Annotated in this window: 13 protein-coding genes; 6 read left to right on the top strand and 7 right to left on the bottom strand. The window is 72.7% G+C overall.

Going from position 1 to position 12,531, the window contains the following annotated elements:
* Positions 1–59: 59 nt before the first annotated feature.
* Positions 60–1,154, bottom strand: a complete 1,095-nt coding sequence (locus QMG73_RS23855; protein WP_281899164.1) for a calcium:proton antiporter — start codon at positions 1,152–1,154, stop codon at positions 60–62.
* 39 nt (positions 1,155–1,193) lie between these two features.
* Between QMG73_RS23855 and QMG73_RS23850 the strand changes: the two genes are divergently transcribed.
* Positions 1,194–2,507 carry an MFS transporter gene (locus QMG73_RS23850; RefSeq protein ID WP_281899162.1) on the top strand — a complete coding sequence of 438 codons (1,314 nt, stop codon included), beginning with the start codon at positions 1,194–1,196 and terminating at the stop codon, positions 2,505–2,507.
* A gap of 12 nt (positions 2,508–2,519) precedes the next feature.
* Here QMG73_RS23850 and QMG73_RS23845 read toward each other — a convergent pair whose 3' ends face one another.
* From QMG73_RS23845 to QMG73_RS23825, 5 genes are all read right to left on the bottom strand, one after another.
* Positions 2,520–3,074: a GbsR/MarR family transcriptional regulator gene (locus QMG73_RS23845; protein ID WP_281899160.1), complete on the bottom strand. Its 555-nt coding sequence runs from the start codon at positions 3,072–3,074 to the stop codon at positions 2,520–2,522.
* Positions 3,075–3,101: 27 nt separating this feature from the next.
* A complete protein-coding gene (locus tag QMG73_RS23840) occupies positions 3,102–4,733 on the bottom strand; it encodes an ABC transporter permease (protein ID WP_281899158.1) in 1,632 nt (543 codons plus the stop codon).
* Positions 4,730–5,629 (bottom strand): ABC transporter ATP-binding protein, encoded by a 900-nt coding sequence (locus QMG73_RS23835; protein ID WP_281899157.1) that lies wholly within the window; start codon positions 5,627–5,629, stop codon positions 4,730–4,732. Before QMG73_RS23835 ends, QMG73_RS23840 begins: the two co-directional genes overlap by 4 nt.
* Before the next feature lie 158 nt (positions 5,630–5,787).
* Entirely contained in the window at positions 5,788–6,270 is a 483-nt protein-coding gene (locus QMG73_RS23830; RefSeq protein ID WP_281899155.1) for a hypothetical protein, read from the bottom strand.
* A gap of 321 nt (positions 6,271–6,591) precedes the next feature.
* Positions 6,592–7,326, bottom strand: a complete 735-nt coding sequence (locus tag QMG73_RS23825; RefSeq protein ID WP_309299519.1) for a CDP-alcohol phosphatidyltransferase family protein — start codon at positions 7,324–7,326, stop codon at positions 6,592–6,594.
* Between the two features lie 96 nt (positions 7,327–7,422).
* Between QMG73_RS23825 and QMG73_RS23820 the strand changes: the two genes are divergently transcribed.
* Genes QMG73_RS23820 through QMG73_RS23800 form a run of 5 tightly spaced genes read left to right on the top strand, consistent with a single transcriptional unit; the run spans position 7,423 to position 11,832 of the window.
* Complete coding sequence (locus tag QMG73_RS23820; RefSeq protein ID WP_281899153.1) at positions 7,423–8,409, top strand: zinc-dependent alcohol dehydrogenase; 987 nt, start codon at positions 7,423–7,425, stop codon at positions 8,407–8,409.
* 4 nt (positions 8,410–8,413) lie between these two features.
* Positions 8,414–8,812: a 6-pyruvoyl trahydropterin synthase family protein gene (locus QMG73_RS23815; RefSeq protein WP_281899151.1), complete on the top strand. Its 399-nt coding sequence runs from the start codon at positions 8,414–8,416 to the stop codon at positions 8,810–8,812.
* A gap of 19 nt (positions 8,813–8,831) precedes the next feature.
* The gene (locus QMG73_RS23810; RefSeq protein WP_281899150.1) at positions 8,832–9,917 is read left to right on the top strand and encodes a glycosyltransferase family 4 protein; all 1,086 of its coding nucleotides are present in this window, start codon (positions 8,832–8,834) and stop codon (positions 9,915–9,917) included.
* Entirely contained in the window at positions 9,914–10,720 is an 807-nt protein-coding gene (locus QMG73_RS23805; protein WP_281899149.1) for a class I SAM-dependent methyltransferase, read from the top strand. Before QMG73_RS23810 ends, QMG73_RS23805 begins: the two co-directional genes overlap by 4 nt.
* 32 nt (positions 10,721–10,752) lie before the next feature.
* On the top strand, positions 10,753–11,832 hold the full coding sequence (locus QMG73_RS23800) for a lysylphosphatidylglycerol synthase transmembrane domain-containing protein (RefSeq protein ID WP_281899148.1): 1,080 nt from the start codon (positions 10,753–10,755) through the stop codon (positions 11,830–11,832).
* Here QMG73_RS23800 and QMG73_RS23795 read toward each other — a convergent pair.
* On the bottom strand, positions 11,802–12,488 hold the full coding sequence (locus QMG73_RS23795; RefSeq protein ID WP_281899305.1) for a RibD family protein: 687 nt from the start codon (positions 12,486–12,488) through the stop codon (positions 11,802–11,804). The two genes, QMG73_RS23800 and QMG73_RS23795, sit on opposite strands and share 31 nt — an antisense overlap.
* Between the last annotated feature and the right edge of the window lie 43 nt (positions 12,489–12,531).

Genomic DNA, 12,531 nt, shown 5'->3' with positions numbered 1-12,531 from the left:
CGAATGTCCTCAACGGATTTACGCCCGCGGTGGATGCGCTCAGGGCGAAGCGGGCTCGTTCAAGGCGAAGCCGCGAGGAACAGGAACGCCGCCAGCAGCGCGAGGTGCACGCCGCCCTGAAGGAGAGTCGCCCGTCCGGGTACCACTGTGAGAACTCCCACCACGACGGTGAGCGAGAGCAGCACGATCTGCGTGCCGCCGAGCCCGAGCAGCAGCGGCCCGTCCAGCCAGATGGACGCGATCGCGATCGCCGGGATCGTGAGGCCGATGCTCGCGATGGCCGACCCGAGCGCGAGGTTGAGGCTGATCTGCACCCGGTCGCGGCGGGCGGCGCGTACCGCCGCGAGCGTCTCGGGCAGCAGCACGAGCAGCGCGATCACCACGCCCACGACGGCCTGCGGCAGCCCTGCCGCCGCGACTCCACTCTCGATGGCCGGCGACACGGACTTGGCGTCGCCCACGACGGCCACCAGCGCGAGCAGCAGCAGGCCGAGGCTGATCAGCGCGGTCCGGTTGGACGGCGGGTCGGCGTGCTGTTCGTCGTCGACGCTCGCGCCGGTGGTCTCCACCGGCAGGAAGTAGTCGCGGTGCCGGCGGGTCTGCATCATCACGAAGAGGAGGTACAGGCCGAGGGACGCGATGGCGGCGAAGGCGAGCTGCGCCGAGGTGAACTCCGGTCCCGGCTTGCTGGTGGTGAACGTCGGCAGTACCAGGCTGAGGGCGGCGATGGTCGCGACGGTCGCGAACGCCGCGCCGGTGCCCTCCGGGTTGAACTCGGCGTGCTTGCGGCGTAACGCTCCGATGAGCAGCGACAGGCCGAGGATGCCGTTACAGGTGATCATGACGGCCGCGAAGACGGTATCGCGGGCGAGCGCGGCGGTCTTGTCGCCGCCCCCGATCATCAGCGTGACGATCAGGGCGACCTCGATGACCGTCACGGCCACCGCCAGGACCAGCGAGCCGAACGGCTCACCCACCCGGTGGGCGACCACCTCCGCGTGGTGCACGGCGGCCAGCACGGCTCCGGCGAGGAACGCCGCGACGATCGCCACCACGACGCCGGGCAACTCCCGGCCCCAGGTCAGGATCAGCGCAACGACCGCGAGCACCGGTACGGACACGGTCCAGGGGACGAAACGGATCTTGGCCAGCATCCCTCAACCTTGCCAGACAGCCGCGTACGATTGCGTGCAATGTCTAGTTTGACCGTTATTGTGCCGACTACGGGCCAATCCGCGCCGCCGCGCCGTCTCGCCTTCGCCACGTTCATCGGGACGGCGATCGAGTTCTACGACTTCTACCTGTACGGGATCGCCGCCGCACTGATCTTCCCGGCGGTGTTCTTCACCGAGCTCGACCCGGTCGCGGGCACCCTCGCGGCCCTGTCCACGTTCGGCGCCGCGTTCGTCGCCCGTCCCGCCGGAGCGCTGATCTTCGGTGCGCGCGGCGACCGGTACGGCCGCAAGGCGGCGCTGGTGTGGACGCTGCTGCTCACCGGCCTGGCCACGGTGGCGATCGGGCTGCTGCCGGGGTACGCCGCCATCGGGGTCGCCGCGCCCGTCATGCTGACCCTGCTCCGGCTCGCACAGGGCGTCGGGCTCGGCGGCGAATGGGCCGGCGCCGCGCTGCTCGCCGCCGAACACGCGCCACCCGGCCGGCGCGGCCGGTTCGCCGTGGGCACCCAACTCGGCCCGGCAGCCGGGTTCATCCTCGCGAATGGCGCTTTCCTCCTGCTCGACCGAATGCTCGGAGGCGATGCGTTCGAAAGCTGGGGCTGGCGGTTGCCATTTGCCGCGAGCATGCTCCTCGTATTGCTCGGACTCTGGACGCGCCTGCGCATCGCGGACGCTCCGATCTACCGCACCGCCGAACGCTCCGCGTCACCGCTGCGCGACCTGCTCCGTCACCAGTGGCGCCAGGTGCTGCTCGGCGCCGGCGTGATGATTCCCGGGTACGCCCTCTTCTACACCACGACCGTGTACTTCCTCGCCTACGGGACCCGGCAGCTCGGCGTGCCACGTACCACAATGTTGCTGGTCACACTGGCCGGCGTCGCGGTCATGGGCGCGACCACGGCGGCGTCCGCGATCCTGTCCGACCGTGCCGGGCGGCGCCGCACGCTGCTGGTCGCGACCGGCCTGGCCGCGGTCTGGAGCGCCGGCATGCCGGCGCTGGTCGGTCGCGGAACAATGTGGTGGACGGCGGTCGCGGTGGTCGGAGCATTGGCGATCATGGGCCTGATGTACGGGCCAAAGGGCGCGCTGCTGCCCGAGCTGTTCGAGACGCGGTACCGGTACAGCGGCGCCGCCTTGGCGTACAACCTGGGCGGGATCGTGGGCGGCGCGATCACGCCGGTCGTGGCGACGCTGCTGCGGCCCGAGACGGTCGGGTGGTACCTGTCGGCGCTCGCGCTGGTGGGCCTGCTCTGCCTACGCGCCCTCCCCGACCACACCGCCCACTCCCTAAACCGTGATCAGGGCGTCCCTCAAGTCGTTAGGGCGACTTGAGGGACGCCCTGATCACGGGGTGCGGGTGCGTTCCCAGCGGTCCAGGATGTCGACGAGCGAGTCCTGGATGAAGAGCATGAAGTCGCGCATCTCGGCCAGGCGGGCTCCGGACGGCGAGGTCTCGTCGCCGACAACGACCACGCCCTCCTGTACCAGGTCGGCGACTCGCTTGTAGACGCCGCTCTTGGCCGCGCCCGCCAGGTACCACGGGTCGTCCGGGAGCCGGTAGCGGTCGCTGCGCGATCCCGGTACCGGCTCGCGGGCGACCATGCCGACCTGGACGAGATAGCGCACCGCGCCTGAGACGGCGGCCGCGCTGACGCCCAGGCGCTGGCCGATCTGGCCGGCGGTCAGGCCGGGCTCGACCGCGACCATCAGGGTGCCGAGGACTCGCGCGGACATGCGCGGGAAGCCCAGGTTGCTCAGCGTCAGCGCGAACCGCTCGACGAAGTGGCGGACGCCTTCCTCGTCGCGGGTGCTGTCGACGGCGACGCCGGCCCCGCCGTCGTCGTGGGCGGGTCCGGACCCGTCGGGACGCTTGCGGCGAGGCGGGGTCGAGTTCGTCATCGTGGTCTCACAGGGCTCATCGTGGTCTCACAGGGCGAGGTTACGTCGCCGGAACGATGCCATGCCGGCGATGCCGAAGGCCAGCGCCACCGCGACCAGTGCCAGCAGCGGCCCGGCCGTGGCGTCGACGGCTGGTACCGCGGGCACGTGGCTGAACGGGGAGATGTCGCGAACCGCCTGCGGCAGTCCCAGCAGGTCGCCGAGCTGGCCGAGGACCAGGCTGACGGTGAACGCGGCCCACGCCAGGCCGACCGCGAGCCGGGGCAGCAGCCCGTACGCCGCGATCGCCACGCCCGCCAGGATCAGCGCGGCCGGCAGTTGCACCAGCGCCGCGCCGGTCATGTCGGCGAGGTGCGTGCCGAGGTCGCCTTCGGTGAGCCCGTACACCAGGCCGGCACAGAGACCGGCGAGCAGCAGCAGGGCGGTGGCGCCGCCGACCGCGACGGCGAGATGGGACCCCAGCCAGCGGAGCCGGCCGGTCGCGGTCGCCAGTACCGCCTCCGCGGGGCCGCCCGCCTCTTCGGCCCGCGGCCGCATCAACGCCTGCACCACGTATCCGGCCACCATCGCGCCGATGATCGCCATCATCGCGGCGAAGAACGCGTCGACGAGGTTGCTCGTGCCTCCGCCGCCGATCTTGGCGATGGTTTCGGCCGCCTTCGCGTTGTCGCGGTACGCCTCTTCGACCGTTCCGCTCAGGGATCCCACGACCGCGGCCATCGCGCCGACTCCGATCGCCCAGCCGAGAAGCGTGCCGCGCTGCAACCGCCAGGCCAGACCAAGCGGGCTGAGCAGCGCGCGCTTCGCGGAGCGCGGCCCCGGCCGCGCGGCGATCAGCCCCATGCCGACGTCGCGCCGGCCGGCGAGCGCGAACGAGACGGCCACTGACCCGGCGAACAGCAGTAGCGGCAGCGCGAGCACCCACAAGCGCTCTCCCGCGTACGGGCGCACCTGCTCGGCCCAGCCGATCGGCGACAACCACACGGGCCACGCGTTGTCCATTGTGTACCCGTTGGCTTGGATCTCACCGAAGGCGTCGCCGAATCCGCGTACCAGGAAGGCTATTCCGATCGCCGCGGCGGCCATGCCGTTCGCGGCGCGCGCACCCTGCGCCGCCTGCGCGACGACCGCCGCGAGGCCGGCGAACGACACGCCGGCCGCACCCACCGCGACGCCCGCGGCGACCGCGCCAGCGCCACCCAGCCCACTGCCGACGAGGACAAGAGCAATGAGCATGGCCAGCACCGCGTTGGCGATCACGGCCGTGACCAGGGCTGCCGTGAGGCTCGCGTATCGGCCGACCACCATCGCGCCGAGCATCTCGGAGCGGCCGGTCTCCTCGTTCTGACGGGTGTGGCGCACGACCGCGAGCGTGCTCATGAAGCCGGCGAGCAGCGCGAGGAACGTCAGGATCTGGAACACCAGCATCCCGCCCTCGCTGGTGTTGGTGGGCGCGCTGCGCAGGATCAGCACGGCCGGGCTGCCCGCGACCGTGGTCAGGGCCTGCAGCCGGTCCTCCTCGGTGGGGTACTGCTCACGCGTCGCCGAAATGGTGGTCCACAGCAACAGAACCGTGCCAAGTATCCACAGTGGAAGCTGGATCCGGTCACGGCGCAGCGCGAGCCGGGTGAGCCGGGCGGTGCCGGTGAACGCGCTCATCGCGCACCCGCCAACTCGTCGCCGTAGTGGCGCATGAACAGCTCCTCCAGCGAGGGCGGCGCGCTGGTCAGCGTGCGCACCTCGAAGCGGGTCAGGTATCGCAGGACGTGGTCGAGCTCACTGGTGTCCACATCGAACTTCGCGCGCGTCGTGTCCACCTGGGCGTCGTGCACTCCGGACACCTCAAGCAGACCCGCGATCGGATGGGTGGTCTCGACGGAGATGGACGTGCGGGTCAGGTGCCGCAGCTCGGCGAGCGTGCCCGACTCCACCGTGCGGCCCTGCCGGATGATGCTCACCCGGTCGCACAGAGCCTCCACTTCGGAGAAGATGTGGCTGGAGAGCAGTACCGTGCGGCCGCGCTCCTTCACCTCGCGCACGCACTCCTGAAAGACCGCCTCCATCAAGGGATCCAGGCCCGATGTCGGCTCGTCCAGGATGTACAGCTCCACATCGGACGCGAACGCCGCGACCACCGCGACCTTCTGCCGGTTGCCCTTGGAGTAGGTGCGGGCCTTCTTGCTGGGGTCGAGCTGGAAACGCTCCACGAGCTCGTCGCGGCGTCGCTTGTCGATCCCTCCGCGCAGTGCCGCGAAGAGGTCGATGGCCTCCCCGCCGGTCAGGTTGGGCCAGAGGTTGACGTCGCCAGGCACGTACGCGAGCCGGCGGTGCAACTCCACCGCGTCGCGCCACGGGTGCCCGCCGAGCAGGGTCGCCTCGCCGCCGTCGGCGCGCAGCAGGCCGAGCAGCACCCGGATCGTGGTCGACTTTCCCGCGCCGTTCGGGCCGAGGAAGCCGTGCACCTCACCGGTCTCGACGGCCAGGTCGAGTTCGTCGAGCGCGCGGGCGCGCCCGAAGGTCTTGACCAGGCCGGAGACCGAGATCGCAGTTGTCATACCTCACAAGTTACTGTCGTTTCACAAATTAGTGAAGTGTATGAAGCGCCACAATCAGCTGGCGTTACCGAGCGCGGGCGGCCACCGCTCCGGAGTGAGCGCACCGAGGCGGACCAGGCGCGACACGATGCCGCCACGGGTGCGACCGAACTCGCCCGTCAGGTCGGCGACCAGGGAAGAAGATCGGCACGGAGTCGGGCGAGCGCGGCGTCGAGCGCCGGGCCCGGGTCGCCGTCGACGAGCCACAACAAGCCACCGGTACCCGGTGAGCGGCGGACCGACACGCGGACGGTGCGGTGCGGTCCGAGCTCGACGCGCGTGATGGCCAGCGTCGTCCACGCGATGCGCTCGCGTGCGAGCGCGAGCAGCGGCGCTGCCGCGGGCAGCGGCAGGACGGTGCGCGGCGGGACGTCGGGTGACCAGCCGGTCAACACCAGGCCATGGCCGTCTTCCCAGGTCGCGCGAGCGATGCGCTCCCAGCCGAGGCGAAGGTCGCGGTGATACAGGGCGCGGTCGGTAGCGACCACCTCCGCGCCGTCGGCGGTGGCGGCGGTGTGGATGGCGCGCTCGCCGGGCGCGAACGGCACCGGACCGACCCGGGCGCGCGCCGCGAACGGTAACCAGGTGGTGATCGCGGCCATGGCAGCCTCCCCAAGCGCGACCACCGTACCACAAACATCGACGCCCGTGGATATTCAGCGTAAGGCCCGCGCATGCTCGGGTTCGGACCGCGCGTTTGCCGCAGCCATGACCGATCGCTCCAGCGCGCGGCGCAGCGGCCGCCGATCAAGGCCATTCGCATCGATCAAGGGCGAACGCACGCGGAAAAGCGATCAAACCACGTGCGTTTGCCCTTGATCGGCGGGGAGAGGGGGCGGCGCGCGGAGAGCGGCGCGGCGCGCGGGAAGCGCGGCGCGCGCCGGGAGCGGGACGCGCACAGCGCGATGCGCGCGGGACGGGGGTCAGGCGGGGGTTGGGGTCAAGGTGTAGCGGTGGTGCCAGAGCCACACCACGTCGCGCCCGAAGGACCACACCAACGACGCCAGCGCCGCCCCCACCAGCGCGAACGCCAACACCCCCGGCAGTACGCCAGCCGCCGCCACGACCAGGGCGATCCCCTGCACCGCCGCCACGGTCTTGCGGGAGAAGCGGGGCGGGAGCGTGCCGTTCAGCCAGGGTGCCACCCACGCGGCGGCCACGAAGACGTACCGGAACGCGCCGATCGCCAGTACCCACCAGCCCAGCGTGCCGGCCACGAGGACGCTCAGCACCAGTACCAGGAACGCGTCGACCTCCATGTCGAACCTCGCGCCGAGCGCCGAGGTCGAGCCGGTGCGCCGGGCCACCTGGCCGTCGACGCCGTCGAGGGCGAGCGCCACGCTGGCCAGGGCGACCAGTACCCCGACCGACGCTGGCGTGAAGACCGAGTCCGCCACGAGTGCCGCCACGCCGCCCACGAGGGTCGCCCGTGCGAGGGTGACCTGGTTGGCCGGGCCCAGCAGGTGGGTGCCGGAGCGGCGCAGCGCCCGGGTCAGCAGCGCACACGTGACCAGCGCGTACGCCGTACCCGTCAGCCAGCCGGCGGTACCGAGGCCGACGATCGCGCCGAGAGCACCCAACAGGACGAACTGGACGGCCATACCGATAGTGGGCCCGTCGACGGTCGGCGCCGCGACGGTACGTTCACTGACTGTCAAGATTCCTCCGTCCGGGGCGCCGCGTATCGTTACCGGAGCCCACCTGGGAAACGAGAGCGGGCCGGGTTCGGTTCACCGGTCGGGGAAAGGAAGCCGATGACGCTGCGTGGCCGAGCGTTCTGGCTCCGCTCCCCCGGCCACGGCGAGATCCGTCCCGTCGATGTCTCGGCGCCCGGCCCCGGTGAGGTCCTGGTGCGCACCCTCTACTCGGGCGTGAGCCGCGGCACGGAGACGCTCGTGTTCCGCGGCGGCGTACCGGTCAACCAGCACGCCGCCATGCGCGCCCCGTTCCAGGAGGGCGAGTTCCCCGGACCGGTCAAGTACGGGTACCTCAACGTGGGCCTGGTCGAGCAGGGGCTGCCCCACCTGCGCGGTCGCACGGTCTTCTGCCTGTATCCGCACCAGACCCGCTATGTCGTGCCCGCCGAGGCGGTCACCGTGGTGCCCGACGGGGTGCCGCCGGCGCGGGCGGTGCTCGCGGGCACGGTGGAGACCGCCGTGAACGCCGCCTGGGACGCCGCGCCGCTGGTCGGCGACCGGATCGCGGTGGTGGGCGCGGGCATGGTGGGCTGCTCGGTGGCGGGCGTACTGGCCAGGCTGCCCGGCGCGCGGGTGCAGCTTGTCGACACCGATCCGAGCCGCGCGGCGGTGGCGGCCGCGTTCGGCGTGGCGTTCAGCCATCCGGACGGCGCGGCCGGCGACTGCGACCTCGTGGTGCACGCCAGCGCCACCGAGGCGGGGCTGGCCCGGTCGCTGGAGCTGCTCGCGCCGGAGGGCACCGTCGTGGAGCTGAGCTGGTACGGGGACCGCAGGGTGAGCCTCCCTCTGGGTGAGCACTTCCACTCCCGGCGTCTGGTGGTGCGCGGCAGCCAGGTGGGTACGGTGTCGCCTGCCCAGCGGGGTCGCCGCACGTACGCCGACCGGCTGGCGCTGGCCCTGGAGCTGCTCGCCGACCCGTCCTTCGACGCGCTGATCACGGGCGCGTCCGACTTCGCGGAGCTGCCCGACGTGCTGCCCCGCCTGGCGTCCGGTGAGCTGCCGGCGCTGTGTCACCTAGTTACGTACCCCGACGCGGAAGGGTAAATCTTTGTTCAGCGTTACGGTCCGGGATCACATGATGGTCGCCCACAGCTTCCGGGGCGAGGTCTTCGGGCCCGCGCAGCGGCTGCACGGCGCCACGTTCGTCGTGGACGCCACGTTTCGCCGGCCCGAGCTGGACGCCGACAACATCGTGGTCGACATCGGGGCGGCCTCGACCGAGCTGGCGGGCGTCCTCGCCGATCTCAACTACCGCAACCTGGACGACGAGCCCGCCTTCGCCGGCGTCAACACCTCGACCGAGGCCCTCGCGAAGGTGGTCGCCGACCGGCTGGCCGAGAAGGTGCGCGCGGGCGTGCTCGGCGAGGGCGCTCGCGGCCTGACCGGCATCACGGTGACGCTGCACGAGTCGCATATCGCGTGGGCGAGCTACGAGCTGAGCCTGTGATTTCCGGCGAGCAAGAGCGGTGAGCAGGGTCTACGCCATCCTGCCGGGCGGCGTGGACGACCTGGCGGCGCCGAGCGGCGGCAACCGGTACGACCGGCGGGTGTGCGCGGGCCTGGCGGCGGCCGGCTGGCGGGTGACCGAGCTGCCCGTCGAAGGCGGCTGGCCATCGCCCTCCCCAGAGGAGAAGGCACGGCTCGCGGGCGCGCTCGCCGCGATACCGGACGGTGCGCCGGTACTGGTCGACGGGCTCGTCGCGTGCGGGGTGCCGGACGTCGTCGAGCCAGCGGTCCGGCGGCTGCCGCTGGCGGTACTCGTGCATCTGCCGCTCGCCGACGAGACCGGCCTGCGGGCGGACGCCGCCGCGCGACTGGACGCTCTTGAGCGGCGCGCCCTGCGTGCCGCTACCGCCGTGATCGCGACGAGCGACTGGACCGCCGCGCGGCTGGTCGAGCACCACGGGCTGGCGCCGGACCGGGTGCACGCCGCCGCGCCGGGCGTCGATCCGGCGCCGCTCGCGGTCCCGTCCGACTCGGGCGGGCGGCTGCTGTGCGTCGCCGCCGTGACCCCGCGCAAGGCCCAGGACGTGCTGGTGGAGGCGCTCGGCACGCTGAGCGATACCCGATGGAGCTGCACCTTCGCGGGCGCGCTCGACCGCGACGCCGCCTTCACCGCGCGGGTCCGGCGGCTGGTCGAGGCGCACGGCCTGGGCGAGCGGGTGCGGTTCGCGGGCCCGCTCGCGGGCGCGGCGCTCGACGCCGGCTACGCCGCCGCCGACCTGCTGGTCCTGCCGTCGCACGCGGAGACCTACGGCATGGTGGTCACGGAAGCCCTAGCGCGCGGCGTGCCGGTCCTCGCGACCGCCGTTGGCGGCGTCGCGGAGGCCCTGGGTCAAGCTGCTGATGGGGTACCGGGAAGGCTGGTCCCGCCGGGCGACGTGGCGGCCTTGGCGGAGGCTCTGCGGGCCTGGCTGACCGACGCTGACCTGCGCGAACGGCTCCGGGCGGCCGCCCGGGCCCGCCGCGACACCCTGCCGACCTGGGACGCCACCGTGCGCGCGGTGGCTGGAGTACTGGATGGCCTCCGCCTATGGAAAGGACCGACATGAGCTTCAGCCCCGAGTGGTTGGCGCTGCGGGAGCCGGCCGACGCCGCCGCCCGCGCTGCCGACCTGCTCGACCCCGTACGCGAGCGGCTGGCCGGCGTCGAGCGGCCCGTGATCCGCGACCTCGGCTGCGGCACCGGCTCGATGGCACGGTGGCTCGCGCCGCTGCTGGACGGCCCGCAGCACTGGGTGCTGTACGACCAGGACCCGGCGCTGCTCGACCGTGCCACCGAGAGCATCGCCACGGCGAGCCTGCCCGCGCCGGTGACCGCCTCGGCGGTACAGGCGGACGTCACGGCCCTGACCGCCGCCGACCTGGCCGGTGCCGACCTGATCACCACGTCGGCGCTGCTCGACCTGCTCACCGCCGACGAGGTCGACCGGCTGGTCGCCGCGTGCGTCGAGGCCGGCTGCCCGGCGCTGCTGACGCTGTCGGTGACCGGCCGGGTCGACCTCGACCCGGCCGAGGATCTCGACGCCGACCTGGCGGCCGCGTTCAACGCGCACCAGCGGCGCAGCACCGGCGGCCGGCGACTGCTCGGGCCGGACGCCGTCGAGGCGACGGCCGGCGCGTTCGGCAAGCTGAGCGTGTCGGTGCGGGTCAGCCCGAGCCCGTGGCGGCTCGGCTCCGCGACCGGCGCGCTCACCGCCGAATGGCTGCGCGGCTGGGTCGGCGCGGCCTGCGAGCAGGAGCCCGCCCTGGTCGGGCCGTCCAAGGGGTACCTGGAGCGCCGGCTCGACGCCATCGCGGCGGGCGAGTTGGGCGTCCTGGTCCATCACAGCGATCTGCTGGCCGATCCGGAATGAACCCGGACGACCGGCTCAACGTATGAGGCGTCATGGGGCGAACGGTGTGGGCGTGGGTTCGACTGCTGGGCGGGCTGGCCATCCTCGGGCTCCTGGGGTGGCGGCTGGGCACCAGCGCGTTCGTCTCCGGGCTCCACGTGATCGACGGCGGCGCCCTGCTCGCGGCCGGTGCGATCGGGCTGCTGACCACGGTGTTCAGCGCGTGGCGCTGGCGGCTGGTGGCGCGCGGCCTGGGCATCGACCTGCCGCTGCGCACGGCTGTCGCTGACTACTACCGGGCGCTGTTCCTCAACGCCGCCCTGCCCGGCGGGATCCTCGGTGACGTGCACCGGGCGGTCCGGCACGGTCAGGAGGCCGGCGACGTGGGGCGCGGCGTCCGGGCGGTGGTGCTGGAGCGTACCGCCGGCATGGTGGTGTTCGTCGCCGCCGGGCTGGGGCTGCTGCTCGCGCTGCCGTCGCCCATACCGTCGTTGACGCGGCTGCTGCCCGATGTGCACACCGGCGTGGTGGCGCTCGTCGCCGTGGTCGCCGTCGCGGGGCTGCTCGCGTGGCTGCGGCCGTGGCGGGGCGCGTCGCGGTGGGCGCGCGGCCTGCGTACCAGCCTGGTCGACGTGCGGCGCGGCCTCTTCTCCCCCACCACCGGGCCGGGCGTCGTGCTCGCGTCCACGATCGTGCTGGCCGGGCACCTGGCGACGTTCCTGGTCGCGGCCCGGGCCGCCGGCTCCACGGCACCGCTGACCACCCTCGCACCACTGATGATCATGGCGCTGCTCGCGATGGTGCTGCCGCTGAGCGTGGGCGGCTGGGGGCCGCGCGAGGGCGTGACCGCGTGGGCGTTCGGGGCGGCCGGACTCAGCCCGTCCCTGGGGCTGACCATCGCGGTCGTCTACGGCGTCCTGGCGTTCGTGGCCAGCCTGCCGGGCGCGGCCGTGCTGCTGTACCGCTGGGCTGCGGCGCGGCCACGGAAGGCAGCGCCGCCGCAGGTGGCGCCTTCCGTGGCCCCCGTGATCAGGGCGTCCCTCACGTCGCTCTTACGACGTGAGGGACGCCCTGATCACGGGGTTGGGGGGCGGGAGCTGGCCTACGCGGGGAAACGGTCGGACAGTGCGTAGCGCAGGAGCACCACGTCGCCGATCTGCCGTACCTCGGCGAGCGTCGCGCGGTGGTCCGGGCTCCACGGGAACGCGCCGTCGCCGACGAAGCGGGGCGCCCGGGAGTCGCCGACGAAGAAGGGCGCGACCACCAGGTGCAACTCGTCGACGAGGCCAGCGGTGAGGAACTGGGTGTGCACGCGCTCGCCGCCCTCGACCATGAGCCTGCGGACGCCGCGAGCGTTCAGGTCGGCGAGCATCCGCCGCAGGTCCACCGGGTCGCCGCCGTCGACCACCGTCGCGAGATCGCCGAGCCGCTCGCGGGCCGCGTCGAACGCGGCGCTCGCGCAGTACACGAGCTTCTCGGCGTCACCGGCGAAGAACCGCCCGGCGGGGTCCAGCTCGCCGCGGCTGGTGACGGTGACCTTGACGGGGTTCGGGCGCAGGCCGCGGGCCACCCGGTCGTCGCGGCGGGCCGCCGAGCGCACGAGCAGCCGAGGGTTGTCCTGCCGGATCGTCCCGGCGCCGACCATGATCGCGTCAGAAGCGGCACGTACCGCGTCAACCCGGTCGAAATCGGCGTCGTTGGATAGCAGCAATCGCTGCCCGGTGGCAGTGTCGAGGTAACCATCGATCGACATACCGCAACTCAGCAGGACGTACGGTCGCTCGACCACCGCTCGCGCCTCCCCTCGGGCCGGACCGGACTCGTACTCAATC

The organism is Phytohabitans aurantiacus (assembly GCF_027923225.1).
Classification (GTDB): domain Bacteria; phylum Actinomycetota; class Actinomycetes; order Mycobacteriales; family Micromonosporaceae; genus Phytohabitans; species Phytohabitans aurantiacus.
This window is presented reverse-complemented; position numbering and strand designations above follow the sequence as displayed.

Excerpts from the sequence above, each read along its gene's own strand:
- QMG73_RS23830 (WP_281899155.1), bottom strand. The coding sequence starts at position 6,270 with ATGGCCGCGATCACCACCTGGTTACCGTTCGCGGCGCGCGCCCGGGTC.
- QMG73_RS23855 (WP_281899164.1), bottom strand. The coding sequence starts at position 1,154 with ATGCTGGCCAAGATCCGTTTCGTCCCCTGGACCGTGTCCGTACCGGTG.
- QMG73_RS23800 (WP_281899148.1), top strand. The coding sequence starts at position 10,753 with ATGGGGCGAACGGTGTGGGCGTGGGTTCGACTGCTGGGCGGGCTGGCC.
- QMG73_RS23805 (WP_281899149.1), top strand. The coding sequence starts at position 9,914 with ATGAGCTTCAGCCCCGAGTGGTTGGCGCTGCGGGAGCCGGCCGACGCC.
- QMG73_RS23835 (WP_281899157.1), bottom strand. The coding sequence starts at position 5,629 with ATGACAACTGCGATCTCGGTCTCCGGCCTGGTCAAGACCTTCGGGCGC.
- QMG73_RS23845 (WP_281899160.1), bottom strand. The coding sequence starts at position 3,074 with ATGACGAACTCGACCCCGCCTCGCCGCAAGCGTCCCGACGGGTCCGGA.
- QMG73_RS23850 (WP_281899162.1), top strand. The coding sequence starts at position 1,194 with ATGTCTAGTTTGACCGTTATTGTGCCGACTACGGGCCAATCCGCGCCG.
- QMG73_RS23820 (WP_281899153.1), top strand. The coding sequence starts at position 7,423 with ATGACGCTGCGTGGCCGAGCGTTCTGGCTCCGCTCCCCCGGCCACGGC.
- QMG73_RS23840 (WP_281899158.1), bottom strand. The coding sequence starts at position 4,733 with ATGAGCGCGTTCACCGGCACCGCCCGGCTCACCCGGCTCGCGCTGCGC.